The sequence below is a fragment of the Methanofollis sp. W23 genome, from assembly GCF_017875325.1.
Classification (GTDB): Archaea; Halobacteriota; Methanomicrobia; order Methanomicrobiales; family Methanofollaceae; genus Methanofollis.
On sequence record NZ_JAGGMN010000001.1, the window covers coordinates 1,795,066 to 1,820,736 of the forward strand.

21 protein-coding genes and 1 tRNA gene are annotated in these 25,671 nt (G+C 61.4%); 9 read left to right on the forward strand and 13 right to left on the reverse strand.

Translation table 11 applies throughout. The features are described 5' to 3' along the window. Positions 1–42: 42 nt before the first annotated feature. The 4 genes from J2129_RS07655 to J2129_RS07670 form a co-directional block, all read right to left on the reverse strand. Positions 43–1,479, reverse strand: a complete 1,437-nt coding sequence (locus tag J2129_RS07655) for a hypothetical protein (RefSeq protein ID WP_209630302.1) — start codon at positions 1,477–1,479, stop codon at positions 43–45. Further along, positions 1,476–4,649 (reverse strand): tubulin-like doman-containing protein, encoded by a 3,174-nt coding sequence (locus J2129_RS07660; protein ID WP_209630303.1) that lies wholly within the window; start codon positions 4,647–4,649, stop codon positions 1,476–1,478. The genes J2129_RS07655 and J2129_RS07660 overlap by 4 nt, the downstream gene beginning before the upstream one ends. Further along, on the reverse strand, positions 4,646–5,413 hold the full coding sequence (locus J2129_RS07665) for a hypothetical protein (protein WP_209630304.1): 768 nt from the start codon (positions 5,411–5,413) through the stop codon (positions 4,646–4,648). Before J2129_RS07665 ends, J2129_RS07660 begins: the two co-directional genes overlap by 4 nt. A gap of 851 nt (positions 5,414–6,264) precedes the next feature. Continuing rightward, a complete protein-coding gene (locus tag J2129_RS07670) occupies positions 6,265–6,459 on the reverse strand; it encodes a hypothetical protein (protein WP_209630305.1) in 195 nt (64 codons plus the stop codon). A gap of 139 nt (positions 6,460–6,598) precedes the next feature. Between J2129_RS07670 and J2129_RS07675 the strand changes: the two genes are divergently transcribed. Beyond that, complete coding sequence (locus tag J2129_RS07675; RefSeq protein ID WP_209630306.1) at positions 6,599–7,285, forward strand: hypothetical protein; 687 nt, start codon at positions 6,599–6,601, stop codon at positions 7,283–7,285. A 732-nt stretch (positions 7,286–8,017) separates the two neighbouring features. On the opposite strand, the gene hypF is transcribed toward J2129_RS07675, so the two are convergent. Continuing rightward, positions 8,018–10,237: a carbamoyltransferase HypF gene (gene hypF, locus J2129_RS07680; protein ID WP_209630307.1), complete on the reverse strand. Its 2,220-nt coding sequence runs from the start codon at positions 10,235–10,237 to the stop codon at positions 8,018–8,020. Positions 10,238–10,335: 98 nt separating this feature from the next. Between hypF and J2129_RS07685 the strand changes: the two genes are divergently transcribed. The 4 genes from J2129_RS07685 to J2129_RS07700 all read left to right on the forward strand — a co-directional run bounded on the left by J2129_RS07685 (position 10,336) and on the right by J2129_RS07700 (position 14,864). Further along, complete coding sequence (locus J2129_RS07685) at positions 10,336–10,806, forward strand: ArsR family transcriptional regulator (RefSeq protein WP_348632338.1); 471 nt, start codon at positions 10,336–10,338, stop codon at positions 10,804–10,806. After that, entirely contained in the window at positions 10,787–11,599 is an 813-nt protein-coding gene (locus tag J2129_RS07690) for a MarR family transcriptional regulator (RefSeq protein WP_209630309.1), read from the forward strand. Before J2129_RS07685 ends, J2129_RS07690 begins: the two co-directional genes overlap by 20 nt. After that, complete coding sequence (locus J2129_RS07695) at positions 11,596–13,614, forward strand: DEAD/DEAH box helicase (protein ID WP_209630310.1); 2,019 nt, start codon at positions 11,596–11,598, stop codon at positions 13,612–13,614. Before J2129_RS07690 ends, J2129_RS07695 begins: the two co-directional genes overlap by 4 nt. 1,085 nt (positions 13,615–14,699) lie before the next feature. After that, positions 14,700–14,864 carry a hypothetical protein gene (locus J2129_RS07700; protein ID WP_209630311.1) on the forward strand — a complete coding sequence of 55 codons (165 nt, stop codon included), beginning with the start codon at positions 14,700–14,702 and terminating at the stop codon, positions 14,862–14,864. Between the two features lie 25 nt (positions 14,865–14,889). Here the strand turns inward: J2129_RS07700 and J2129_RS07705 are convergent, their stop codons facing one another. From J2129_RS07705 to J2129_RS07730, 6 genes are all read right to left on the reverse strand, one after another. Beyond that, the gene (locus tag J2129_RS07705; protein ID WP_209630312.1) at positions 14,890–15,729 is read right to left on the reverse strand and encodes a hypothetical protein; all 840 of its coding nucleotides are present in this window, start codon (positions 15,727–15,729) and stop codon (positions 14,890–14,892) included. Next, positions 15,683–16,591: a polymer-forming cytoskeletal protein gene (locus J2129_RS07710; RefSeq protein WP_209630313.1), complete on the reverse strand. Its 909-nt coding sequence runs from the start codon at positions 16,589–16,591 to the stop codon at positions 15,683–15,685. The genes J2129_RS07705 and J2129_RS07710 overlap by 47 nt, the downstream gene beginning before the upstream one ends. Before the next feature lie 122 nt (positions 16,592–16,713). After that, positions 16,714–17,313, reverse strand: a complete 600-nt coding sequence (locus J2129_RS07715; RefSeq protein ID WP_209630314.1) for a 30S ribosomal protein S3ae — start codon at positions 17,311–17,313, stop codon at positions 16,714–16,716. A gap of 64 nt (positions 17,314–17,377) precedes the next feature. After that, positions 17,378–17,614 (reverse strand): KEOPS complex subunit Pcc1, encoded by a 237-nt coding sequence (locus J2129_RS07720; RefSeq protein WP_209630315.1) that lies wholly within the window; start codon positions 17,612–17,614, stop codon positions 17,378–17,380. Continuing rightward, on the reverse strand, positions 17,611–18,837 hold the full coding sequence (locus tag J2129_RS07725) for a DHHA1 domain-containing protein (protein ID WP_209630316.1): 1,227 nt from the start codon (positions 18,835–18,837) through the stop codon (positions 17,611–17,613). The genes J2129_RS07720 and J2129_RS07725 overlap by 4 nt, the downstream gene beginning before the upstream one ends. A gap of 3 nt (positions 18,838–18,840) precedes the next feature. Next, a complete protein-coding gene (locus J2129_RS07730) occupies positions 18,841–19,299 on the reverse strand; it encodes a 30S ribosomal protein S15 (protein ID WP_209630317.1) in 459 nt (152 codons plus the stop codon). A 246-nt stretch (positions 19,300–19,545) separates the two neighbouring features. On the opposite strand from J2129_RS07730, the gene J2129_RS07735 reads away from it, so the two are divergent. From J2129_RS07735 to J2129_RS07750, 4 genes are all read left to right on the forward strand, one after another. Then, positions 19,546–19,616 (forward strand) — tRNA-Gly (locus J2129_RS07735). 611 nt (positions 19,617–20,227) lie between these two features. Then, on the forward strand, positions 20,228–20,743 hold the full coding sequence (locus J2129_RS07740) for a hypothetical protein (RefSeq protein ID WP_209630318.1): 516 nt from the start codon (positions 20,228–20,230) through the stop codon (positions 20,741–20,743). A gap of 857 nt (positions 20,744–21,600) precedes the next feature. Then, the gene (locus tag J2129_RS07745; RefSeq protein ID WP_209630319.1) at positions 21,601–21,930 is read left to right on the forward strand and encodes a CGGC domain-containing protein; all 330 of its coding nucleotides are present in this window, start codon (positions 21,601–21,603) and stop codon (positions 21,928–21,930) included. Between the two features lie 690 nt (positions 21,931–22,620). Beyond that, on the forward strand, positions 22,621–23,181 hold the full coding sequence (locus tag J2129_RS07750; protein ID WP_209630320.1) for a hypothetical protein: 561 nt from the start codon (positions 22,621–22,623) through the stop codon (positions 23,179–23,181). A gap of 8 nt (positions 23,182–23,189) precedes the next feature. On the opposite strand, the gene J2129_RS07755 is transcribed toward J2129_RS07750, so the two are convergent. Both J2129_RS07755 and J2129_RS07760 read right to left on the reverse strand, forming a co-directional pair. Continuing rightward, entirely contained in the window at positions 23,190–24,389 is a 1,200-nt protein-coding gene (locus tag J2129_RS07755; RefSeq protein ID WP_209630321.1) for an aldo/keto reductase, read from the reverse strand. A 418-nt stretch (positions 24,390–24,807) separates the two neighbouring features. Then, positions 24,808–25,665 (reverse strand): 4Fe-4S binding protein, encoded by an 858-nt coding sequence (locus J2129_RS07760; protein WP_209630322.1) that lies wholly within the window; start codon positions 25,663–25,665, stop codon positions 24,808–24,810. Positions 25,666–25,671: the final 6 nt, after the last annotated feature.

The following is a 25,671-nucleotide window of genomic DNA, read 5'->3' on the forward strand; positions in this document are numbered from 1 at the left end:
CCACTCGTCACGACAGGGATCCAGGCACACCCCGCACGACCCCTAAAACCCGCACTTCACCACCGCCCCGATCCGCCAGGGATAGAGTTGCCTCAACCGCTCCTCCTCTCCATTGTTCTCCCCGGCCCCCACCGGTCTGAGGGTGGCATCGGTGCTGACCGCCAGGAAATGGACCGGGACCGACCGCGCCCTGTTATGGATCTCGTTGAAGGTGTTGATCTCAAGGAGCAGATCATAGAGTGCATGCTCGACCCGCGCCGCCCCCACCGAGGTCTCGTCGATCTCGGCCAGGTCATAGATCCGGTCGGCCTTCGTGACCACGAACCCATAGACCCGGTCGCGGCCGAGGGTCTCCATCACCCGCGAGTACTGCCCGAAGAGCCGGGTCAGCGCCCGGCGCCCCTCCTGGTGGAAGTCCACGATATGATCGCCGTCGATGAGGAAAAGCACCTTCCCGGCCCGCTCCAGGTGGCGGTGGACGCAGGCAGGGACAAAGGCGTCCATCACCCCGGCAACCTCCCCCCCATACTGCTCCCTGAACTGCTTCAGGTACTCGAACCTCCCAATCCAGTCCCCGACCTGGCGCGGCTCGACCTTCACCGCCGCGGCCACCTGCTTCACCGCACCCGCATACTCAGACCGCGAGAGCGGGGGCGCATACCGCCCGGCATAATCAAGGAACGTGAACTCGACCGGAGCGACCTGGAACCGCCGCCCAGAGAGACGGTACACCCCGAGGTCGGCCGCACCGGTCGGCGACGGGAGGAGCCCATCCTCGAGATCAGAGAGGAGACGCTCGATCCGCATCTTCTCCTCCTCCTCCCCCTCTCCGGCCGCAAAGATCACCTCCTCCCTCTGCCCTGAAAACTCCCTGACCATATGGGTATACATCGCAAGGAAGAGGAGCGTCTTCCCTGACCCGGCCGGTCCAAGAAGAAACGTCTCAGATCCCCTGACCGGACGTATCGCCCAGAGCGTCAGCCCGGCTGCAAGGACAAAGAACCCCGCCGTCCAGGCCAGGGAAGAGGTCGGCGCCCGGACCAGAGGGACGGCGACCAGGACGAGCACCGCCGCCGCTCCCAGGAGGACTTCCAGGCTGACCGCCTGCGAGAGCCGGTCGGCACGGTTCTCCCAGAAGGTCCAGAAGACGAGCGCCGCCCCCGCACCAAGCCCGCCGAGAAAAAAGGGGGAGACCGGAGGGGCCCACGCAGTCGCCGACGACGCAATGAGCGGGAGGACAAAAGCGACGACCGCCGCCCCGCCCGGCCTCGTCCGCTCCTCGACCAGCAACCCAAGCGCTCCAGGGACCAGCAGTCCCCACGCACACGCCGCCGCCCCTTCGACCCAGGGGGAGAGAGGCGGCATTGCCGGACCGACCAGGGCCCCAGGGGCGACCCAGACCCGCGCCACCCCCAGGACAAAGACCAGGACGACGACCGCCGCCTCCTTCGCCACCCACTCCCGGTTGCGCACCCTCATCTGGGCAGTGCCTCCCTGATCCCCTTCACCGTATAGAGCCCCCGCACCTCGTCGGAGACGTTCGTCCCGTCCTTCTCCAGGTTCGAAAGTTTCCCGGCCTCTTTCAGGTTGAGCAACCGCTCCCTCGTGATATACTTCCCCTCATGCATCATGAGGACATGATGGAGAATATTGTCCCGGTTCCTCTCATAGATCTCCCAGTAGCCCCCGCCTGCAATGAGCGGCGAGATATTGTCCAGGAACGAGGCCGAGGCGACGAAGGTGAGGGCGATCTCCCAGGGCCTCGTATGACTGTGCGTGACCAGGCGGGAGTCGTTGATGTTCCTGAGGGCCAGCGTCTCGTTGACCTCGCGGTTCATCTGGTCGCCCACCCGGGCGCTCGCGATCGTCCGGCCGATATAGTCGGAGGGCGAGGCCACGACCAGCCCCACCTTCCCGAAGTTCCACCGCTCGGTGGCGCTGATCGGGACCATCAGGTTGTGGATCCCGAGTTTGTAGTTGTCGATGAGGTGCTTGTAACTCCCGGTGATCTCGGCCACCAGTTTGTCCAGTTCCTTGCGGCCGTTCTCCTCCCAGTCCAGGTCCCACAGTGAGGAATTCTCGTGGATGAGCGAGAGGATCCTGGGATTGATCTCCCCGAAGTTCGTGAGGTACAGCCCCTTCCTCGTGTGCTTCCCATAGGTCTTCTCCTCGTTGATCCTGACAAGGGTCTCTGAGAAGGTCCGGTAGTGGCGGTTGAGTTCACGCCGATACGGGAAGGTCTGATCGGCCACCTCCTCGGTCGCTTCGAGGGCGCGGACCGCCGCCTCCTTCTCCTCCACCTGCGCATGCAGCGCCGCGTACTCGGCCTCGTACGCCGCATGCCGCTCGGTGAACCCCTCCTGGTGCAGGGCCGTGGCGGTGAGACGGTCCCTGAGCGCCGCCCTGATCGTCCCGCGCTCGCCTGCCTCGAAGAGGGCCGCCACCCCCTCGGGGTCGTCGAGCGGGAGGCGGGCATAGAGGGTCTCGGTGATCTTTCTCCTCAACTCCTCGGCCCGCCGCACAAGTCCTGCGACGATGAAGTCCTCAGGGAACCTGAGGGCAAAGGAGGGGGCGATGTCAAGGCCCCAGTATTTCGCGTTCGCCTTGATGAACTCCTCCTTCTCCCTCCTGAGCGCCTCGAACTTTTTCCGTTCCCGCGCCGGTTTCTTGTTGATGTACCCGACGACCTTGCTCCCAAACCCGCCGGCGTCGATCCGTGCGACCCGCATCTCATAATAATGATAGAGGGCGATCGCCTCGACCAGGTCAGAGAGGGCGTCGAGGGGTTCACCGCTCTCGTGGGAGAGGGCCGTGACCTCCTGCTGGACCTCAGGGACCCCGGCGGCCCTGAGCCACCCCTCTTTGTCCGCGGCCTTCACCGTCTTCTCCTGAAGGGCCTCGATGCTGCGGTTGACCATCTCCTGCAACCCCTTTTCTGGCCCCTCGATCACCCGGATCTTCTCCTTCAGGGTGACGAACTGGTCGAGCATGAGGTCCACGTCAGAGAGGGTCTGCTCGACCCCCCGCCCGATCTCCTCGCGATGGACCTCCATGCCGTCGAGGTCGGCCTTCTTCTCGGCCAGGGACGCCTGGAGGAGGTGGACCTCGTCCAGGACCTCCTTGCGCCTCGCGACCACCTCCCGCACAAACGGCGCCATCTCCTCGCGGCCCTTGAGGGTCTCCATCAGGGCGGCATGCACCGCCTCCTCGTCGACGGCCGCCACCCGCCTGAAGAGTCGTGCCGTGGTCTCGAGGGTATGGAACGACTCGGGCAGACTCCTGAAGAGTTTGCGGTCGAGGTCGTCTTTGAGTTCGTCCTCCTTCACCGCCTGGGCAAAGGTCCTGACCCGTGCAAGGAAGTCGACCAGGTCGTCGTAGGTCCTGACCATGTCGGGCCTGAGTTCTGGCGGGACATTGTTCTCGATGAAGAACTCGACGGCGCTGCCGGTCTGGTAGTCGAGGAGCCTGCCGATCTCGTTTCGCCAGACTTTCTCGATGGTCCCGAACTCCTTTTTGATATAGTCGAAGTCGCTCCGGGTCGGCGGCACGACTGCGGTCAGTCCGGCCTCGTCCAGGAGGTCGCCGACCGCCTGGTTGAGATGTTTTTTGCTCGCGGTGATCTCCTCCTGCTCCTCGATGACCACCCCGTACTCCTCCTTGAGGCGCCGCAGTTCTTCGACCGGGTACGAGATGACATGGGCGTCGGCGATGATGAACGAGGCGTAGGGTTTCTTGGCGTCCCCGATGTTGATGTCGCCCTTCTCAAGATGGAGGAAGTTGCTGAAGATGTACGGGAAGACGGCGTCGAACTCGTGCACCTCCTCCCGCGCCTCCTCGCCCTTCTTGTAGCCGGTCGGGCCGAGCGGGGTGAGCACGATGTAGTTGAAGAGGCGTTCGTTCTGGTTGAGGTATTCCAGTTCGGTGAGGGCAACGGCGGCGTTGAGCTGCTCTTTCTCACCTTCCATGGTGGTGGGGAGGACGATGTACAGCCAGATCTGGGCGGTCTCTCCCCGTTGCCCCCTGATATACCTGGCAAGGTCGATGAACATCCCTGACCCGGTCCCGCCGCCGAGCCCGACGACGAGGGCGGTCGTGCCCATCGTCGAGAACATGGGGAACCCGCTGGCCTGGCCTTCGTTGATCACCTTGTACAGGATCGCCTTGGAGATCGCCCGTCGCCGGTGCACCCCGCCGCCGAAGTCGTCGGTGACGAAGGGGTCGATGGTCCTGAGTTCGTCGAAGTGCAGGCCGTCTTCGTCGGGGTCGTTGAGCCACCAGACGGCGGTGCGGGGTTCAGACTTGGTCCCTTTGATCTTCTCGGCGATGTCGAGCCCGGCGAGGTCTGAGACCTGGCTGATGTTGGCGAGGTTGGGGAGATAGAGGGCGTCGTACTCGATGTTGCCCCTCCCGCCAAGGGCGTCGACGGTCTCGAGGACGCGCTCGCGCATGGCGTCGTCCTGGAAGCGTTCGTTGGCGTCGGTGTCCATGGTATAGATGCTCAGGTGCCGACCGGTCCTCGAATAGTAGGTGAGGAACCATTCCTGACGGCAGATCTCGCCGACCAATTTCTTTCCGCACCCGCCAAGCCCGCAGAGGGTCAGGTCGGTCGGGAGCTGGAGGGCGGCGCCGGCATCTCGCTCACGTTTCATTCTTCTTCACCTCCTGGTTCTCGTCCGCCGATCCAGATCCCGAGGACCAGAGCGACGACGGCGGCAACGATGATCCCGCCGACGGTCCAGAGGACCGGGACGACCGACTCTTGCGAGCGTTCGTGGTCGGCAAGGGTGTTCGCCTCCCTGACCAGTCCTTTGTCAAAGAGGTCCTGGAGGTAGGTGTCCATGAAGGGGTCTGAGATGGCGTTCAGTTTCTCGTTGAACTCCTCGATAGCCGCCACGGTGAGACTGAAGACTCGGGTGTCGCTCTCGGCCAGGCGGTTGCCGTCGTCGTCGGTGAACCTGACGCGGTAGTAGGCGTAACCGCTCAGCCTGGGGTCATAGGTGACAAGGGTGACGGCGCCGCACTGCTGCACCTGGGCGGCGGTGGGGGCCTGGCCGGCGACGGCGATGGTCACCGGGGTGGTGGCGGCCGGGAGCGGGACGGTGAAGGGCGTGCTGTTGGTAACGTTCCCGGTCCCTTCAAGGGAGAAGAGGGGGGTGCCTTCCACCGGGACGAGGTCGGTCTCAAGGACGAGGGCGTCGGCCGCAGGTGGGAGGCCGGCGATGGTAAGGGTGAAGTTCACCTCTTCTCCTTCGGCGACGTCACCGGTGAGGTCTCCGTCTGCGATGCCGACCTGGAGCCCGGCGGTGCATGCCGGGAGGGCGAGGGCGAGCACGATGAGCAGGCACCACCCGATGAGAGGGGTGCGGTGCGATCTGGGAGGGGTCGTTGGGCCGACCCCTGGGATCTGGGACATAGTCCTGGGATAGCATCCTAAGATTAAATAAGTTCTATATAATCGACCCCATAGTTGCAAATGAATACCTCCATGGGACCTGGACCTCAGGGAGGTTCAGGCGATCAGATCGTTTCTTTCAGGTGGACTCTCGCGGGTGCTCCACTTCAGGCGGTTTTTAGATTTCTCAGGCAACGAAGTGGGCAACCAGACCTGTCCCGCCCTCAGGCGGGGTGCGAGATGGAGCCCAGGTCGTGCGGGGGTGCCGGCGACCAGCGGGGCCTCCGGGTCTGGCAGGAAAGAAGGTTCTTTCTGGGGATGATACGGCGCACCCAGGGGATGGCGATAGAGGAGCGGGAAGGCAGAACACTGATCATGCTGAAGGCGTCCCTCTCATCTGCGTCTCATCTTCAACGAGATCTGGTTGGTTCAAATTCTCATAAAAACCCGGAGAGATAATCGTCAGGATCATGTTCATGGTAACTCCTCACTCATTCATTTCTGGTATAGGCGTGACTCACTCGCCTCCTCCCCCGGTCCCCCGCGCGATTCGAGAGGCGGTGGACGGCATTACGCGCGTCGTGGCGAGTGAGTCGCCCTTGCACCGAGAGGAAGTGAGGGTCTCTACAGGGCCTTCATTTCAGGAATTCTGAACGTATTTCTTTCGCCAGGGGGGTGCACCCCGTAGACCTCCTACGACGAGGAGAGGCAGGGGCGGCAATGGAACACGGCCTCCACCAAATAAGATATGGGTGAGACGTGATCTCGCCTCACGACGAATTCTACAGAGCGATCATACCTGGCCTGAAAAAGGTGAGGAGATAAAAAGGCGCACCCCGGGAACAGAAATTCCCGGGTTCAGTCGCGGGGCCTTACTGCTCGTAGGCGACGAGGATCTTGCCGAGTTTCTTCTCTTCTTCCTGAACCTTCTTGACCTCGTCCTTAGAGAGGTCGGCAAATGCCGGGACCTTCTCGTAGGCCACGAGGATAGTCCCGAACTCGTCCTCAAATTTTTTGAGGGTCTTCAATTTCTCGTCAGAGAGATGGGCATAGGCCGTGCATTGCATCTGTCGTCACCATCCCCCTCTCTGCGCCCATAAGATATATACCTTTTATAAATCATGATTGATATATCCCAACGACACTGGCGGGCGGGCTGAGGCAAGGCCGCCAGGTGGTGGGGGTGGAGACCTGGATCCCGGAGAGGTGCCCTTCTTCAGAACGCCCTGGCTTGACCTGTGGTTCTCGGTGCAGTGCCACTTTCCTGAACCGCCCGGGCAGTATACTCTTACCTGCACCCTCTATGACCTTGCCGGCGCCGTGAAAAAGACCTTCAACGATGAGGGGGTGCCTTCCTGCCCCTATGGCCGGCGGGCCCTGACATTCGGAACAAGAGTCAGGGCGACCCCTGACCCCTGCACCGTCGAGTACCTCATCACCCCCCGCAGGAAGTACGCCCTCCACGACCTCGCCACCGACCGGCAGGCGCTCGTGGCGACAAACCAGATCTTTGCCTCGCGTGCCGGGGTGCCGGTCAGGCCCATGCCGCTCGCCTGCGTCGGGTACGACGACGCCGGCACCCCGGTGGGCCGCCTCAGTTTCGGGCCGCTCTCGGTGCGCTACCAGATGCGCGACCGGGTGCGGTCTGGCATCGACGACCTCTTCTTCGACAAATTCTGTTTTCACGAGACCGTCTTTGAGACCGTCTCACGGTTCAGGGACGGGCGGCTCTCGGCGTACGCCGCCGCCTGGGTGGAGAGGGTGGAGGCGGTCATCGAGGACGAACTGGCCGCCGGCGGGTGCGACCGCCGGACGATCGAGCGGCAGGCCAGGGCGGTGGACGACTTTCTCCGTGGGGTCTCAAGGCGGTATCAGATGCCGCGGGGGTGGTGAATCCCTCTCATCATAATGAGTGGTGAGGAATGTCAGACGACCACACCAAGAGCATATCCCAAAAGTATCCCACGTTCGATCAATCATCTGGATCAAGACTCTTTTCGGCCGTTCGTCTGCCTTCCCTGCTTCAATTGCTATCCAGGGGTTTCCAGAGGCAACGCCTCGCGTGTGAGTGACGGAGGAAGGCAGACCGATCAGAGGTGCCGCCCACAGAGAGCATAAAGAATGGTTCCTTGCTCCCTCCCGCCGGGGGGAGACCCCCCTGACCCCCCCACGACGAAGATAGGGACGGGGCGGCAACAATCTCTTGAACAACACCGTGCTTCAGAAACTTCTTCTTCTCACCGATCAAGGCCAGAGAAGTTTTGGGATGACCTCCAAGGAAAAATGATCTTCACCTGATCCACTGACCGCCATCCCAGGTAGAGAAGAGGAGGGCTCTCGCCTTGCACCCTCTCGACGATGTCCTTTCACGGTCGTCTGGCGATAGGGCTCATGGGCCTTCGGCCCCCTTGTCTCTCGTCATGAAGATGGGTGGTGAACGTCAGGCACCCGTTCAAAAAAGGGTGAGCCTCGTCAGGATCCCCTGCTCTGCACTCCCCTCCCTCTCGCCATCGCGGGGAGCGAGCAAGAGCGAGTGTGAGAAATTCTCCGATTTTCGAGGTCAGGGGGTGCACCCCCCGGCGAAGACGGGGGGACACCATTCATGAAGATCCGAAGGGCCGACCCTTACCGCTCTTCTTCCAGTGCCCCGGCCCAGACGCACTGCCCGAAACTGATGCACCCGTCGCCGAGGGGATAGTCGCGGCTGACAAGAAGGTCCAGGCCCTCGGCCTCGACGACCGAGCGGACCGTCTCCCTGATCATATGGTTGTAGGCCACCCCGCCAGAGAGGGCGACCCGCGGGATCCCGCGCTCGTGCGCCGCATGCACCGCGAGGGCCGCGACCCCGCGGGCGAGGGTGCACTGGACCGAGGCGGCGATATCGGCGACCTTTGCCCCGGCATCATAGGCGTCGAAGGCCCTCGTGAGAAGGGCAGAGGTCTTGAGCACCTCGCACCCGTCGCCGTCACGCTCGAAGGAGAGGTCCCAGGTCTCAGGGGTGCCCCCGGCCGCCACGGCCTCGAACTTCATCGCCGGTTCTCCGTCATAGGTCCGCTCCCGGCAGATCCCGAGAAGGGCCGAGGCGGCGTCGAGCACCCGGCCCGTGCTGCTGGTCTGCGCCACATTGAACCCTCGCTCGACCTGGCGGGCCAGCACCCCGAGTTCGGTCTCGCCCCAGCCGCGGCTGGCCAGGAGGGCGAGGGTCCGCTCGTGGGGGAGGATCCCGTAGAGCATCCGCTCAGGGAACCGCGTCGCAAGGTCGCCGCCAGGCATCCCGACCGTCTCCAGATGGCCCACCCGCTCGAGGTCCGGCACCGCCCCGGCAAAGACCTCGCCGCCCCAGATGGTGCCGTCGTCGCCGTAACCTACGCCGTCGATGGCGATCCCGACGCACTCCTCCCGTGTCGTCGCCGCGATATGGGCGCGGTGGTGCTGGACCGGCACCAGTGCCGCCCCCGTCTCCTCGGCAAGCCTCTGGGCATACCGCGTCGAGAGGAACTGCGGGTGGAGATCGTGGGCGATCACCTCGAACCCCGCACCCAGGAGCCCGCCGATCGTCTCCACCGTCTCCTGCAGGTAGGCGAGGGTCTGGGGGTTTCTCACATTCCCGACATGCGGGGAGGTGACCGCGAACCCGTGCTGGTAGACCGTCGTGGTGGCGTTGAGTTCAGGCCCCACCCCGAGGATGCATCGCTCGCCGAGATCGATCTTCGCCCGCTTCGGGGCGATGCCCCGCGAGAGCCTGATGATATGCCCGTCCCGCACCACCGAGTCGTCGCACCGGTTCACGATCTGGCGGTCATGGACCAGGAACCCGTCGGCCGTCCCGTTGAGATGGGCAAGGGCGTCATCAGTGGCGGTGATCATCGGCGTCCCAGGCACATTGGCGCTGGTCATCACCAGGAGGTCGTGGTCGAGACGGGCGAAGAGGAGGTGGTGGAGCCCGGTGTACGGGAGCATCACCCCCAGGGTGTGAAGGGACGAGAGCCCCGCGTGGGCCGTTGCGTCCTTCTTCTTCATCACGACGATCGGGCGGACGCGGCTCGTGAGCGCCTCGCGGTCCCATGCCGTCGGCTCGACATAGCGCTCGACCGCCTCCCTGGTCATCATCACCGCCAGGGGTTGCTCGGGCCTGTTCAACCTGGCCTTGAGCGTGCCTGCCGCCTCCTCGGTGCAGGCAAGATGGAACCCCCCGACCCCCAGGATTGCAAGGACCGCCCCGGCGTCGAGCATCGCCGCCGCCGCCCCGACCGGGTCCTCGCTTCCCACCGACTCGCCGTCAGGCCCGAGGAGGGCGAGGCCTGGGCCGCACCCCCCGCAGGCGATCGTCTGGGCATGATGCCGCCGGCACCCTGGATCGGTGTACTCGGCCTCGCACGCCCCGCACATCGGAAACTCCTCCATCGCCGTCCGCTCCCGGTCGTACGGAAGACTCCTGATGATGCTGTAGCGTGGGCCGCAGTTGACGCACGAAGTCGCCCAGTAGCCCTCGTAGCGTCCCCCAGGCGTGAAGATGTCCCTGATACACTCATCGCAGACGGCGACATCAGGCGGGATCAACCCGTCCAGCGCCCCGGTACCGCTCGGCAGGATCATAAACCCCGTTTCGACCTCTTCATCGAGAGGCAGCACCTCGACCGAGTCGATGACCGAGAGAGGCGTTCCACCTGCCACTGCCTGGCAGAACTCCGAAAAGCGCGCACCGGACGCAGTGATCTCCACCCTGCTCCCGAGGTTCTTGACCCACCCTGATATGCCGTATTTCTCGGCGAGACCATAGACAAACGGACGAAATCCGACGCCCTGCACGATCCCGCGGATGATGATTTTTCCTCTGTTTTGCATTGCGCGACCTGCAAAGGTTTATTGGCTTACAGTGCGATATATAAATAGGGTTTTGCGTGACAGGTCATATCAGGATAGTGAATGATCCAGTTGAGATCGTGCCTCTCTTGTTGACTTTCAATAATCCGAAATTCAAAGAGATCTACGGACTCTTAAACAAGAAATGGATGACTGAGCAAGAGCTCTGTGAAGAGTGTGACAGCACGTGTGTCGGCCCATGTCTCTCAATTCTGAAGAAAGGTAATCTCATCGAGGAGCAGTGGCGGATGCCTGAACCAGGCAAGAAGCCAAGTAAAGAATTCCGGACAACGTATGGCGGATTCAGGGCAAACTTCCAGTGCACCATGACCGACCTGGCCGACCTCATCTATCTGGCGCTCTCGACCGACGAGCACCTCAGGACGATGGTCACCTGCGTCGAGGACGAACTGGAGATCGGGAACACTTCTATCGCCGACATCGCCAGGAAATACGGGGTATCTCCCCTCTATGTCAAGGGCCTTACCAAACGGATCCCGAACCTTGACGTAAAGGGCCAGGGGCTGATGTATGTCGAAGACACCAGGTGAAGACCCGGTGGCAACCCTGCTTCGAAGCAAGCGGGAGATCACCAGGTTCCAGATCCTGGTCGAGGTCGCCGAGCACCAACCGGCGGTCAGGCAACAGGAGATCGCCGAGAAGATGGGGGTGACCCCCCAGGCGGTCTCCGAGTACATCAGGGAACTCTCCGACGACGGGTTTGTCTCGGCCTACGGCAGAGGGCGCTACGAGGTCACCAAGGAAGGGATCGAGTGGGTGCTTGCCAATGCCGAGGTGCTGGAGAACTATGCCCGCCATGTCACCCGCGACGTGATCCAGAAGGTCCGGGTCTGGCCGGCGGTCGCCGCCGAGCCCCTCAAGGAGGGGGACGCCGTCGGGGTCTTCATGAAAGACGGCTGGCTCTATGCCTCGAAGACCGAACAGACGGCGATGGGTACGGTGATCGCCGACGCCGAGGCCGGGCAGGACGTCGGGGTTGCACGGCTCGCCGGACTCATCGACCATACCGAGGGGACGGTGCATGTCCTCAAGGTCCCGCGGATCGAGCGGGGCGGCTCCAGGAAGATGGACCTGGCCGGAGTGCGGGGGGTCCTGGCAGGGGTCCAGGTGGTCGGGATCGCCGGGCTCGAGGCGTCGGTCGTGATGAAAAGTATCGGACGAACACCGGATATCTCTTTTGGCTCACGGGAAGGCGTGATCGAAGCCGCCTTCCACGGGGTGGAGTGTGCCATCCTCATCGTCGATGAGGAGTTCACTGATTTCCTCAAGAGGCTCGAGAATGCCGGCCTCAGTTACGTGATCCACGACCTGATCCTGCCATGACGGTCATCATCGTCCCCCAGCGAGGGTCATATCGGCTGATCATCTATAATGGGAAGAAAGTCCTGAACACCGGAGTCTTCGGGCTTTCTTCCACGGCAAAAGGGTACAGGCCGGTCAATTTCAAGACGAGAAAACCGGGGCGGAGAAATTACAGGAATATCCCGACCAAGCAGCTCGTCGACCTGGTCCGCACCTCGAAGATCTGGATCACGAGGCCTGAACCGGCGCTGATGGCCTTCCTCGGCGACTTCCAGGTCTCGTCGAAGGTGGCCCCGCTCTGCCGGACCTGTCTGCTCGAGGACAGGGTCTCGGTGCTCAACAAGAAGAACGCGGTGCGCTACGGGCGCGAGCGGATCTGTATGGACTGCGCCGAGCGGGAACTGCGCCGCGAGATGGGCTACCTGGGGCAGTTCGGGCAGCGGTCATTCCAATATATCAGGGCGCTGCTGGAGACCTATAAGGACATCGACCGGGTGCTCGGGCTGCTCCAGCCCGAACAGCGCGATCCCTCCCAGACGCTCTTCGACCGGATGGAGGCGGTCAAGCCGGTCAAGACCCACCATATCACGCAGGTGCCGGTGCCGAAGGCGTTTGCAAAGGCGTCAGGGGTGGAGTACCTCACGCCGGTCCAGCAGCTCGCGGTGAACGGCGGGCTGCTGGAGGGCAAGGACCTCCTGGTGGTCTCGGCGACAGCGAGCGGGAAGACGTTCGTCGGCGAGATGGCCGGGATGAAGAACCTGCTCGAAGGACGGGGGCGTCTGCTCTTCCTGGTGCCGCTCGTCGCCCTTGCAAACCAGAAATACTTCAGGTTCAGGGAGCGTTACAAAGACCTGGCGTCGGTCGCCCTCCAGACCGGAACGAGTCGGCTCAACCTGCCCGAGACAAGGCCGGTGGGCGAGCGGAACACCCGGGCGCAGGTCATCGTCGGGACCTATGAGGGGCTTGACACGATCTTTCGGAATGGTCGGCGGCTCAAGGATATCGGGACGGTGGTCATCGACGAGGTCCAGAACCTGGAGGAGCCCGAGCGCGGCCACCGTCTGGACGGGCTGATCGCAAGGATCAAAAAGACCTCGCCGAATGCCCAGTTCCTCTACCTGTCGGCGACGATCGGGTCGCCGAATGTGCTGGCCGGGAAGCTGGAGGCGAAGCTGGTCAGGTACGACAGCCGCCCGGTGCCGCTGGACCGCCACCTCATCTTCTGCGAGAAGAAGAAGAAGGTCCAGTTCATCAAGTCGATGGTGCGTGAGGAGTTTGCCAGGCGGTCCTCGAAGGGCTACCGTGGGCAGACGATCGTCTTCACGAACTCGCGGGCGCGGTGCCATACGCTGGCCAAGGCGATGGGCTCGAATACGGCGAGGCCCTATCATTCCGGACTGACCTCGAAGGAACGCCGGCATGTCGAGGAACTCTTCGGGTCGCAGAAGATCGCCTGCGTGGTGACCACCGCGGCCCTGGCGGCAGGGGTGGACTTCCCGGCGTCGCAGGTGGTCTTTGATGCGCTGGCGATGGGGATCAAGTGGCTCACGGTCCAGGAGTTCAACCAGATGCTGGGGCGTGCGGGGCGGCCCGACTTCCATGACCAGGGGCGGGTCGTCATCCTTGCCGAACCTGGGGCGACGTATTCGCGGACCTCCAAGGTGACCGAGGAGGAGATGGCGATCGCGTTGCTCAAGGGCGAGATGGAGGAGGTGGCCCCGGTCTATGGGCTTGAAGGGAGTTCTGAGGAGTTCGCCGCGAACGCGATCGTCTGCAAGGGCGACGAGGCCGAGATCCAGTGGATGGAACGCAAGATGGTCGGGACCAACGAACCGGTCCTCGAGACGCTCCAGAAGCACCGGTTGGTCAGGCGCAAGAAGGGGCATATCGAGCTCTCTGACCTTGCCGGGGTGATGGCCAGGCACTTCATCGGGGTCGAGCGGTTGCTGCTCGTCAGGAAACTGGTCAGTTCGAAGAAGGATCCGCTGGATATTGTCGCGGAGATCAACTGCACCGAGGTCAGGGAAGAGGCCTGAGCAGTCGGGTCTCGCGGATATTTTCTTTTCTTTTTTTCGGCTCTGGAGAAATCCTCTTGATGAATCTCTCTTGTGGGGAGTTGGCCGCCTCTCCCAAACCCCCCGCCCTACCACACGATAATAGGTCGAGGACGCCCTCCTTCTTCATCGTCATCCCAGGAGGGGCCCGGGGGAGCCTCGCCCCCGGCACAGGGGGTGGGAACGCATGCATGCACCTGCAACGAAAAGAAGGGGCAGGGGCGGCGAAGTGAACACGGCCCCCACCAATTTTCCTGTCTTCATATGGGGGATCACGCCACGAAATCTTTTCATCTGCATGGGTGAGACGCGATCTCGCGTCATGCCGAATTCTACAGAACTTTTACCAGGATCATTTTGGTCTTTTCTCTGGCCGGTGCCGGTTCGTATCACTCTTTGAAAAGAGGACACCCTGATGGCGCGATGGTGATGGAAGAAAGGGATTTTTTGGCTTTGTAGAAAACCTCTTGTTGAACATCTCTGCGGGGGGCTCGCCGCCCCCCGGTCCCCCCGTGCGAAGAGAGGCGAGGGACGGCATTACACTCTTCATGGCGATTGATTTTGCCTTCCCGACCCTATCTTCATCCCGGGGGTCCGGGGGCAGAGTCCCCGGCGAGAAGATGAGGGAAGGCGGTTGAATCACGCTCGCACCAAGAATAGGTGAGGGTTTCTACAGGGCCGATTTTTTCCCCTTGCCACAACCAGACCCCACAGTCCCCGCCACGCCTGTGCCTGCACACCAGACAGGACCCCCTGACCTGCGGCATCTCCCTTCCCCTACGAGGAGCGATGAGATGAACCGTCTGCATTCCCCCTCTCACCGCACCAGAGGAGGAGGACAGGACCTCCCGCCCCTCCCCCCCACAGGGTGTGAGGGGGGCATGAGGGCGGAGGATACGGAGTGCGACCTCAAGGCTTTGATGTCAAAATAGATTGGGATTAGATATTCCAAATAATTCCTCGCAGATTAAATAATACATTCAGAATCGGATCATTCATATACCATAAAATGCGTATATTTTCTCATGACCGAGGAATCGGTACCCCCCCAGGAGCAGGGAGAAGAGATGTCGTGGTCATTTACCAGAGAAATCAGGGGAGACGGACTTGACTGTGGAAAAATCGTTCAGGGCGAAGAAGACGTGCGGACCTTCATTGAAAAGCACGCAGACGCACTTCCGCCCGCCGAGATGATGATCGACCGGCTACAAAAATTCGATCCTCTCGCCTGAACATTTTCCCCCCTCATCGACCCTCTTACTCTCTTCTTGCCACGCAGACCCAGCGGTCATAGATCGGGTCCCGCGAATTTTCCCAGACCTCAGGCACCCTCCCGGCGGCGCGACACCACCCGGCCACCATGCGGGCCTCGTCCTCGGTGGCGACCGTGACCAGCGTCTCGTCAGAAAGATCCAGGAGTTCAAAGGTGATCGCCTCCCACAGCCCGGCATCAAAGGAGCGGATCGTCCCCATCATGAAGACCGCACCATACGGCACCGGCGTGAAATACGCCGTCGCCGCCGTCGCATCGATGCACGCCGTCTCACCGGGCAGAAGCCTTCCTTCCTCGAACCCACGGGCAAGCAAGGTCGCATCGTGGTCGTAGGCCAACGGACACAACCCCATCTCCCTGAGTGCGGCCGCTCCCACCCCTGACCCACAACAACAGTCCAGACAGCGGACGCCGTCGATATTTTCGCCCCAGACCTCCCCCAGGAGACTCGTGATCTTCTCCTGCCGGTCAGGCGGAATATCCTCCATCGCCGGACTCACCGTCTGGACGATATCGGCGCTATAATACTCGCGCACCGCCGCCGCAAAGACCTCCCTGGTCTCCTGGTAGATCCCGACCTCGACCTCATCAAAGAGATCGAGCACCTCGGGATCAGGCGGGTGGAAGAGATAGTTCGCCCCGACCCAGCCCTCGTCGGTCCTGAACGCGACCGCCAGCAGGTCCTCGTCCTCGTCGATCAGGACCTTTCCCTCAAGAGGCCGGCATGCAAGGACCACCTCGGCCGACGCAGGGTCTGCAAGGTCCGCGAAATACTCTTCAACAAATTTCAGGCTGTCCAGTTCCAGGATCGTGTGTAGTTTCATCGCTGACCTTCTCCCCATTTCTGGTGATCCTGACCCCCTGCGGGGCCCGGATCGTACCGTCGACATGCGCATTCTCATGGAGGACCAGGGACGAGGCGACGACATCGCCAAGGATACGGACTCGCTCGGCGACGCTCACCGTCTCTCTCCCCTCGACCTTCCCGTGCACCATCGTCTGGCGCCCGATATCGATGGCGCCCTGTGCCCGCAGACTCCCAAAGATCGTGGTGTCGGTCCCCACCTCGACCGAGTCGGCCCTGATATTCCCGTGAAGCCTGCACCCGTTCCCGATGCTCATCGGCGCCTGGACCGCGAAGACCTTCATGTTGAGGGACGAGTTCGGCGGGATGAGCAGGGGCATCTCATCTTCGCCGCACTCCTCCTCGTCCTCCCCGAAGAGTTCTGCAAGGGCCTTCTCGATATCCCCGTTCTCCTCGATCTTGAGGAGCGTCATCACATAGACGAGCAGGTACACGATCACCGGCATCGGGTTCCTGATCGAGATCCAGCCCTTCGCCTCGAACCCGCGGTCGATGAGCACATTGTCCCCGATATCGAGGTCGCCCTGCACGACCAGTCGCCCGTGGATCTTTACCCCTTCCCCAAGATACGCGTCCTCGGCCACGATGACATCGCCGTTGACCTCGCACCAGTTGTCGATCCGCACATCTCCGTCTGCGATCACGCTCCCATTGAGCGTGCAAAATTCGCATACAATGATGTCGTTCCCTTTCAGCCCGTAATCGATGGTGCACCTATCCCCGACGATGACATTTCTCTCGGTCTTCAGGGTGTGCTCCTGGAGTTCGGTGCTGTCAGGGAGCGAGCACTGGTGGAGCCAGTCCTGAACTCCGTTCTCCATGAAACTGTATAGTTCTCATCTCCAGGCCTTATGAGGGTTTTCAATCTGTCCGATGAATAGAGCAGGTAATATGAAACCTGATCATACCTCACGGCCCGGCCAGGAGCCTGAAAAAAAGGGGTTCAGGCCGTGATCGAGACCGGAGTCTCGACCTTGCTCTTGATGACCTCGACCCGGCGGACCGGGAAGATGGTCTTGATGGCCTTGAACGTCTCTTTGGCAAGTTCACCAGAGACGATCATCTTGGTGAACTCGTCGAAGGTGGCTTCTGCCGCCATCTCGGTGAGTGTCTTGGAGATCATCGCCCTGATTGCATGCGTCTGGCTGCTCTCAGCCCGGTTGATAGTGAAGCAGGTGATGGTGACCCGCACATTCTTCCCGTCCTTGGTGGTGACCAGGACGATGGAGCTGATCCGTGAGGTCTTTCTCTTCACCAGCCCGCGCATATAGTCGCGGGTGATCTCGTGCCCGACAAACTCGGTATATGCCGCGTCGCCGGCCACATTCTTTACCTTGAAGCGCATCTTGATGTGCTGCTTCCCGTAGTCCTGCGTGATCTCGCCGAGCGTGGTCTGCAGCACGCGCCCGGACACGTTCGCCGGGTCGGCGGAGATGACGTCGCCGATATAGGCCTTGCCAAAGGCTTCAGGACCATAGACCTTGTACCAGGACTTGGCCTTCCAGCCCTCGACCCGCTTTCCAACCTGTTTTCTCTTTGCCATGAAATCACCAAATTATATGAATGTACTATCCTGCGTGTGTTCTTCTCCCTGATATGCCATGTATTCAGACCGTCTTGCGGCCCACGACAGAGGCGCAGATCTCCTCGGCGATGGCGAGGTTCATGAGATAATCGTCCACCGAGGCGATCACCGACCGCAGGTGGGTGCCGCGGACCGCGGTCACGACTCGCCCGTCCTCTGCCCTGGTCTCCATCCCGGTGAGGTTGTCAGGGGCGAGCGAAGGCCCGACGCACGCACTCTGTGCGCTCTCGGTGGTGATCGTGCCCGTGACCTCGATCATAGGGCCACCGCCTTCACAAACCCGTCCCTGAACTCTTCGATCCGGTCGGCCGGGACCGAGGCCCCGCTCCGGTCCCGGTGCCCGCCGCCGGTCCCGCCGAGGGCGCCTGCAAGGTCGCGCAGGACCGCCTCAAGGTCGACCTCCACGCCCGGTGGGGCGCGGGCCGAGACATGCCATTCGTCGCCGCCGCACGGGGCCATGACCGCGACAGGGGTGTCCCGCCGCAGGTCGAAGGCCAGGCAGTCGGCGACGCCGCTGGCGACAGTGGCGTCGGTGACGGCGTAGAGCACCGCCCCGTCGTCGACCGGCCGTGCGTCTGCCACGCCGGCAAGGACGCGCCGCCGGTAGCCTTCGGCCACGCGGAAGCCCTCCTCGACGGCGTCGGGCGACCTGAGACAGATTGAGGCGGCAAGCCCGCCCCGGCCTTCCTGACCGCACCCTTCGACAAGGGCGGTCAGGGTGCGGGCGTCTTCGACGACTTCGCGTTCCAGGCGGTAGCGCGTCCCGTAGAGGCGTGAGAAGACCGAGGGTGCAACGTCGGCACCGGCGTCGAGCACGAGCAGGGAGAGGAGAAGGTCGTCGTCGACCTCGTCTTCCCCTTCGCCGACAGCGTGCTCCAGGATCTTCGTCACGGTCTCGGGGTCTCCGCTCACCCCATGGATATAGGGGTCGATGGCGGTCTCAAGGGCCTCGCGCACCCCGCGCCCGGGGAGGAGGAGTCCGGTGTCAGGAGAGATGTAGCCGTTGGCGATCCCTTCGTTGAGGATCTCGCGGTTTGTCCCGACAAACTCCTGCCTGTCCCCGAGGACGCCGAGGAGCGCAAGCCCGACCAGGTCGCGGTGGTCGCCGAGCGCCTGCGCCACGAGGTATGCCGTCCCTGACGCCGAGAGTTCGCGTTCCCCGTCGATCCCCGCAAGGTGCGGGTTGACGTGGTAGGCCCCCTCGAAATGGGGGACATGGTGGTCGACGACCATCACGCGCTCAGGCAGGTCGGCAAGACCGGCGCCGAGGTCGCAGAGGAGCGTCGATTCAGGGTGGATGATGTCCTCTGCCCTGATGCTCTGGCGCACCCGCAACCTGAACCGTCCGCCGGCCCTGAGGATCGCCTGGCAGAGGATCGCCCCTGCGGCGATCCCGTCGGCGTCGTGATGGGCGTAGACTTCGATGAAGTCGGCGGCGCGGATCTGGTCTGCGACCTCTTCGGCGACGGCCTGGATTGTCATGACTTATCTGGAGAGGAGAATTTCAGCAGTCTCAGGTTTGTATGTCCAGTCCGCGGCGAGTTTTCCACTCGACCGGTAGTATTTCACAAGGCGGCGCACCTTGGACTCGGTGAGCTGGAGCTGCCGCTTGTTGTGGACGTCGCGCTTGTTTTCGGCAAGGTGCTTGCGCATGGCAAGTGCCTTCAGAATGAGATTCCTGAGGTCCTCAGGGATCTCGGTGGCAAGATCGTGCTCTTCGAGGATCTCGCCGATCTTCTTGCCGGCCACGAGTTTGATGTCAGGAATACCGTACTTGTCTCTGAGGATAAATCCGATCTCGCTGCTGGATTTGCCCATCTTGCGAAGATCAACGACGATCTTCACGGCCTCATCTGCAGAGACCCCGCACCACTCTGGTGCCTCGGTGCGGTATGGTGCGACCGATCCGGATTTGCCCCTCCGCCGTGCATGCATTCGTGCCATATTCTACCTCACATTGACCAGAGTAAGTCCAGAAAAGAGCAGTATTGCTACTGACCTCTCTGTAATCCCGAGCCACTTTGGGCCGTGTCATGGGACACGTCGGACTTACGTCAGCCAGCACCGTTCAGTGCTGTATATAAAATGCCGCCCCTGAGACTTAAGGGTGTCGCCGGGTCTGCCGGGCGAGGGGAGCGAGGGTGGAGAAAGAACCTTTATAATCCGTGAACGCCAATCTGATATGGTCAGGCGATAGTAGTCTAGTGGTAGGACAGTGGCTTCCCAAGCCACTAACTCGGGTTCGAATCCCGGCTATCGCATACCTGTTTTCAGAGCGCGGTTCTTTCTCAAGTCGTAAGATCGAAAGTTCTCTCGCGACTGGGGGTCGCGCCCACAGGAAAAACGATCTCTGGCGCTGAGGAGTGTCTCACGACAGATCGAACGGAGGTGACAGCCTTTTCTTCGCATGTTTTCCAACCAGATCCTCCTCTTCATCCTGGAATCAGGCCGTCTTTCCATGATGGGACGGGGGGGATGGCTGTCTCGATCAGTAGCATCTCACGTTGGCAGGGATTGACCACCCGCCCCTCAAGATCGCCTACAAAGAGAAGCAGTGGATTTGCACCTCTCTTTTCATGGGCTCTGTAGAGAGCCTCACTTGTTGTGGGGGGATGTGTGTCATCCGCCTTTCCATAGTCCCTTGCGGGAGTTGCGGCCCCCCCAGATCCATTTTGAGCAATGATGAGACAGAGAAGGCTGAATAGACGACTATGAAGAGGGGAACTTCTTTCCTTCCTCTAAATTATGTGGTGAGGGGTTCGGGGAGCGGTCAGCCCCACAGTCAAGGATTTTTGAATGTCCTCTGCAGGAGAAGAAATAGAATGTCGGCCTTGGTATGGGGGATACGGTGGGGACACGAGATTAAAAGCAAATGGATATATTAATCCTACCCAATGTATTTTTTGTAGATAATATGGATCATAAAGATATTAAAAGGAAACTCTGCTATGCATTGCTAAAATTTGCAGAGAATGATGCAGAACTCATAGACCTCGAAGTAAGTGAATGGGCAGTAACTCACCAGATCGCTTGCTATCTCAAAGAACCGTTTTCTGATTGGGATGTCGATTGCGAATACAACCGTAAGAAATTAGATGTCAAGAAGGATAAGTCGGATCGGAATAAAAGACCAGACATTGTTGTGCATCATAGAAACACGAATCACAATCTGCTCATAATTGAAGTAAAAAAGAGCGGAGAGAATACTGAAGATGATGATAAAGAATTAAAAGAATTCACTGATAAATCCGGAAACTATGGATATGATTTTGGGATTCAATTGATTATACCGAGAAAAAACAAACCAGACCCAGACACAATGAACCTCAGTTTGAGATGGTATGAAAACGGGGACCATAATGCTAAGAGAGACATTCTGCGGATTTAAAATCATACCCCAGGGGCATATCCCAGAACTCTCATGGGGTGAAGATCCCCTCGAACCGAAGTGCTTCCTTTCAGAAATTCTATACCCTCTCTTCCACCCGCCAGGGGGCGTGGCGCACCCCAAAACCCCCCACGACGAGGAGAGGGGAGGGGCGGCAAAGCGAACACGGTCGCCGCCGATTCTTCTGTCGTGATATGAGACAGCAAGTGACAATAAATTTTCATCCAGTATGCGTGAGATGTGCTCTCGCCTCATGAGCAATTACTACGAATGAAAATGATCCTGAAGATCCTCTCTTTCGGTTTGCACGAAAATTTAAACTCGCCATATCCTGTTGAAGTTGATATGCGGAGAATAGAAATTTCTGCAGAGCGATCGGCCCTCTGCCTTCCTGGTCCTATCTTCATCCCGGGGGTTCGGGCGGCACTCGCCCCCGGCGCAAGTGTGCGGGAAGGCATGTCGATCAGAAAAGCCGCGCCCCCAATTGTAGAATCTTCCCTGCCTTCTCGCGCCGGGGGGTTGCACCCCCCGGACCCCCTACGGGCCGAAGATAGGTGGAGGTGACGATTGCGCGAGGTGCCCATCGATTCTTCGGTCTTGAAAATCAGTGATCAAGCAACGAGAAATTTTCATCACGTATGCTTGAACCCAGGGTTCATGAGCAATTCAACAGAGCCGTTCTTTCCCACGTCGCAAGATCAAGAGTGCTCTCCCGGCCCCGACAGAGAGGGTCACACTCGCATCGGCCACTCCCCTGCCCCCGGACCCCATCAAGAGGGATCACTACACGGTCTCCCTCTCTTCTTCTCCTGGACCAGACCATGTGATATAATTCTATAGAGCACAGAACCCTCTCCATGAAAGTCGGGATTATCAGGTGCATGATGACCGAAGACGTCTGTCCAGGGACGATGGACTTCATCGTGACACGGGAGGGGAAAGGTGCGTTTCAGGAGACCGGGCCGGTCGAGATCGTCGGGTTCGTGACCTGCGGGGGGTGTCCTGGAAAGCGGGCCATCCCGCGCGCGAAGATGCTTGTCGAACGGGGGGCGGAGGCGATCGTGCTGGCGTCCTGCATCAGCAAGGGGAACCCGATCGGGTATCCATGCCCGCATTTCGCCAATCTCAGGGACGCCGTGATGAAGGCCGTCGGACCCGAGGTCCCGGTCATCGAGTGGACGCACTGAGAGCTCTTTTCTGGTGGGGCCGCCGCCCCCCAGGATAGACGAGGGCGACCATCCGGTGGTTCCCCCATGGTGTCGTGCTCCAAAGAAAAAACACAGATCAGTGCACGATTCAAAGACCCATGATCAGATTCATCGCGTATTCCTGAGCCCACGGTTCATGCCAGATTCTACAAACCTCGAGCAGAGATATCTTGGCTTTGTAGAATTTCTCCGGGCGGCATCTGCATATGAATTCGTACTAGACCTCTGGAGGATGAAGCAAATCTACAGAGCCCTCCTGGTGTCAAGTCAAGAACCAAAAGTCGTCACCGTGATGCAATAGATCGAGAGATTTCTCTCCCCGCCTGAAGAGAGGTCGCGCCACTATCCTCTTCATGGTCTCGTCCCGCTCTTCATCCTTGGGGTCCGGGGGCGACCCCCCGTGGAGATAGGGGTGGGCGGCGACGAAGCGGCGATCCCGCTCCCCGCCCACTCGTGAAGAGGGTGATCCGCGGCACCCAGGTCGGACATGTGAGTGATGACACGACAATAGGAGTCTTTTTGATCAACACCAGATCAAGAACGATCGAAATATTCAACATCTTGTATATCCCCTGATGAATTGCCATGTGGCGGCGCATGATGATGCGTCTTCCCATCCCCCTTCTTGAGGAGAGGGACAAGCCATATGAGCATCGGAGAGAGGTATGAATGGCCCGAAAAAATGCTGGAGGGGAGCGTGCCCATTCTAGAATCATCCTGATCTCTGGAGTTATAGTTCTTCTCTTCGCCTCGGCGTCGGCAGGGTGCCTCCACGCCAGGAGCGAAGCCCCTGACCTGAACCTTACTCCAGAGGACGCCGCCTACCTGGAGGCATGCAAAGACCTCCCGATGGGAAAGTGGGACGCGACCAATGGCGCAGAGATCTTTGGACATTACCAGGAGATGTACCAGATCGCCCTGGCCCAGAAGGAGGTCTATGAGAAGAGGATGGAGGCGCTCGCCTCGATGCCGGTCTCAGAGGACCTGGAGGAGATCAAGGAGGAGTACCGCCTGGCAGACGAGTACGGTCTGCTCGCCTGCGACTACGAGATGCAGCGTGCCAGGGCCCTGACGGAGGGGAACACGACCAGGGAAGAAGAGATCTGGGGACTGGAGGACCGTGCCATGGACGAGTCTCTGTGGCACCTGGCTCTGGCAAAAAAATTGTATCGTGAGCACTACGGGTCTGGCGGGTTCCTCGACGGGATCATCTCAGGGATCGTCTCCTGATCCCCCCCTCACTCTTTCTGCCGCTTCGTCATCACCATCTTCACCAGCGGGATCATCAATTTTGTAGAAAGCCCGTCGAGGTCATGGGCGACCTTCTCGAGTTCGTCGGGGATCGCGATCCCCTGCGGACATGCCTCCAGGCATTTCCCGCAGTGCCTGCAGCGCGAGGCATTGGCAGGGTCGCCCTCGAACCCGATCACCTGCCCAATGTAAAACCCGCGGGTGAGGAGGCGGGTGCCGCCCATGTGATACTGGTTGTAGAAGTGGAAGCACTGCGGGATGTCGACGCCGAAGGGGCAGGGCATGCAGTAGGCGCACCCGGTGCAGTCGATTCTGATCTGTCGTCGGTAGGCCGCCTTCACCTCGTCGACGACGGCATGCTCGGCGGCGGTCATCGACCCTGGCAGGGCGTCCTCGCAGGTCTGGAGGTTCTCCTGGATGTGGCGCTCGTCGTTCATGCCAGAGAGGACGGTCGTCACCCCTGGGTGATCGAGGACCCAGCGCAGCGCCCAGTCTGCGGGATTGCGGGCGAGTCCAGAGCGGTCGTAGGCCGCCTGCGCCCCGGCCGGCAGGTCGCGGGCAAGCATCCCGCCCCGCAGAGGTTCCATCACCATCACGGCGATCCCCTGGGACGCCGCATAGTCCAGCCCCTCCCGTCCGGCCTGGAGGTCCTCGTCGAGGAGGTTGTACTGGACCTGGCACATGGTCCAGTCATAGGCGTCGATGATCGCCCTGAAGGTCTTGCGGTCGCCGTGAAAGGAGAACCCGATGTTGGTGATCGTCCCTGCCTCCCGGGCCGCCTCCAGGAATGCGAAGACGTCGAGGTCGACGAGTTTCTTCCACGAGCGTGCGTCGAGCATGTGGAGGAGGTAGTAGTCGATGTGATCGGTCTGGAGCCGTTTGAGCTGCACCGCCAGCATCGTCTCCATCTCGGCCCGCGAGGCGACGAGCCAGGGGGTGAGTTTGTCGGCGATCTTCACCTGCTCCCGGTAGCCGTCCCTGAGGGCCCGGCCCAGGACTCGTTCGCTCTCGCCGCCATGATAGGGGTAGGCGGTGTCGACATAGTTGACCCCGCCCTCGATGGCGCTCCTGATCTGGCGGATTGCCCGGCCCTCGTCGACCCGGCCCATCCGGGTGGGGAGGCGCATGGCGCCATACCCGAGTGCGGAGAGTCTGTCGCCGTTTTTTGGTACGGTCCTGTAGTGCATGGGTCTCCACGTCGGTGGGTCAGGAGAGGGGAAAAGGGCTCTGGATCTCTCAGGGTGCAGGGAGGCGATCGCAGAAGACGGTATACCCCGGCCTCTCATGATGAAGATCGGTCGAGGGCGGCACGCCTGATCATCACGCCTTCCCTCATGTTCGCGCCGGGGACGAGTGGGGGGCGAGGGCCGCCCCGCACCCCAGGGATGGCGATGGGGACAGGAGGGTAGAGTTAAGATCATGAAGACGGGACGCAATCCTCTGCCAATCTTCATCGCCGGGGGGTCCGGGGGCAAGTGCCCCCGGCCAAAGGGGGAGGAAGGTGGGTGACACATGTCTCCCCCACACAAGAGGTGAGGGTTTCTACAGAGCCAAATATACACAAAAATCAGGGGGAGGAGGGCACCTGACGCCCTCCCGCCGCGTTCAGTCTTCTTCTGGAGCGGCCGCCGCAAGCCCGAGGGCCGCAAAGACCTCGTCCTGCCCGAGACGGTCGAGCATCTGGCCGAGACGCTCGCCCTCCTGGGTGTGCTCGGCGAAGTAGTCGATGACCCTCTCGACGAGGGCGGCGGCCTCCGCTTCAGGGACGAGCCCGGCGACGCGGGTGCCGGCCCGCACCCGCCGCCCGGCCTGACCGCCGAGGAAGAGGGTGAGCCCCTGGTCGCGGACCGCGATGGCGTCTTTGGGGCAGAGGGCGATGCAGTCCCCGCACCCGATGCAGTGCGCAGGCGAGAAGGTGCAGACCTCCTCCTCGACCTCGACCGCTCCCTCGCGGCAGACCCGTGCGCACGCCCCGCACCCGGTGCAGGCGTCGGGGTCGAAGGCCGGGTAGGCACGGGCCATCAGCCCGATGTCGTTGAACTGGACTTTGGCGCAGTTGTTCGGGCACCCGGCGATCCCGACCTTGATCTTTCTCGGGAGGGGGCGTCCGCCCTGCCCCGCCTCGATCGTGCGGGCAAGCCCCTGGGTGTCGGCGCACCCGTGGCGGCAGACCGTGCCCTTGCAGGCGACGACCGAGCGCACCGTCGGACCGGTGCTCCCGGTCTCAAGCCCGACCGCCTCCAGGGCGGCGGCGACGGCCCCGGCGTCCTCGCGCTTCACCCAGGGGATCTCGGGGTTCAGCCTGACAGTCGCTCCCACATAGCCCCGGCCGTACTCCCTGGCCGCCGCCGCGACCGCCTCCATCTGTTCGGTCGTGAGGTTCCCGGCCTGACTCTTCACCCTCACCGAGACATAGCCCTTCTCTTTCTGCGGCAGGATGCCGCCCAGTTTCTTCCCAGTCATCGCTCT

What these genes read in the sequence shown, in the direction of transcription:
- J2129_RS07655 (WP_209630302.1), bottom strand. Translation starts at nt 1,479, where the DNA reads ATGAGGGTGCGCAACCGGGAGTGGGTGGCGAAGGAGGCGGCGGTCGTC.
- J2129_RS07660 (WP_209630303.1), bottom strand. Translation starts at nt 4,649, where the DNA reads ATGAAACGTGAGCGAGATGCCGGCGCCGCCCTCCAGCTCCCGACCGAC.
- J2129_RS07665 (WP_209630304.1), bottom strand. Translation starts at nt 5,413, where the DNA reads ATGTCCCAGATCCCAGGGGTCGGCCCAACGACCCCTCCCAGATCGCAC.
- J2129_RS07670 (WP_209630305.1), bottom strand. Translation starts at nt 6,459, where the DNA reads ATGCAATGCACGGCCTATGCCCATCTCTCTGACGAGAAATTGAAGACC.
- hypF (WP_209630307.1), bottom strand. Translation starts at nt 10,237, where the DNA reads ATGCAAAACAGAGGAAAAATCATCATCCGCGGGATCGTGCAGGGCGTC.
- J2129_RS07690 (WP_209630309.1), top strand. Translation starts at nt 10,787, where the DNA reads ATGTCGAAGACACCAGGTGAAGACCCGGTGGCAACCCTGCTTCGAAGC.
- J2129_RS07695 (WP_209630310.1), top strand. Translation starts at nt 11,596, where the DNA reads ATGACGGTCATCATCGTCCCCCAGCGAGGGTCATATCGGCTGATCATC.
- J2129_RS07700 (WP_209630311.1), top strand. Translation starts at nt 14,700, where the DNA reads ATGTCGTGGTCATTTACCAGAGAAATCAGGGGAGACGGACTTGACTGT.
- J2129_RS07705 (WP_209630312.1), bottom strand. Translation starts at nt 15,729, where the DNA reads ATGAAACTACACACGATCCTGGAACTGGACAGCCTGAAATTTGTTGAA.
- J2129_RS07710 (WP_209630313.1), bottom strand. Translation starts at nt 16,591, where the DNA reads ATGGAGAACGGAGTTCAGGACTGGCTCCACCAGTGCTCGCTCCCTGAC.
- J2129_RS07715 (WP_209630314.1), bottom strand. Translation starts at nt 17,313, where the DNA reads ATGGCAAAGAGAAAACAGGTTGGAAAGCGGGTCGAGGGCTGGAAGGCC.
- J2129_RS07720 (WP_209630315.1), bottom strand. Translation starts at nt 17,614, where the DNA reads ATGATCGAGGTCACGGGCACGATCACCACCGAGAGCGCACAGAGTGCG.
- J2129_RS07725 (WP_209630316.1), bottom strand. Translation starts at nt 18,837, where the DNA reads ATGACAATCCAGGCCGTCGCCGAAGAGGTCGCAGACCAGATCCGCGCC.
- J2129_RS07730 (WP_209630317.1), bottom strand. Translation starts at nt 19,299, where the DNA reads ATGGCACGAATGCATGCACGGCGGAGGGGCAAATCCGGATCGGTCGCA.
- J2129_RS07740 (WP_209630318.1), top strand. Translation starts at nt 20,228, where the DNA reads ATGGATATATTAATCCTACCCAATGTATTTTTTGTAGATAATATGGAT.
- J2129_RS07745 (WP_209630319.1), top strand. Translation starts at nt 21,601, where the DNA reads ATGAAAGTCGGGATTATCAGGTGCATGATGACCGAAGACGTCTGTCCA.
- J2129_RS07750 (WP_209630320.1), top strand. Translation starts at nt 22,621, where the DNA reads ATGGCCCGAAAAAATGCTGGAGGGGAGCGTGCCCATTCTAGAATCATC.
- J2129_RS07755 (WP_209630321.1), bottom strand. Translation starts at nt 24,389, where the DNA reads ATGCACTACAGGACCGTACCAAAAAACGGCGACAGACTCTCCGCACTC.
- J2129_RS07760 (WP_209630322.1), bottom strand. Translation starts at nt 25,665, where the DNA reads ATGACTGGGAAGAAACTGGGCGGCATCCTGCCGCAGAAAGAGAAGGGC.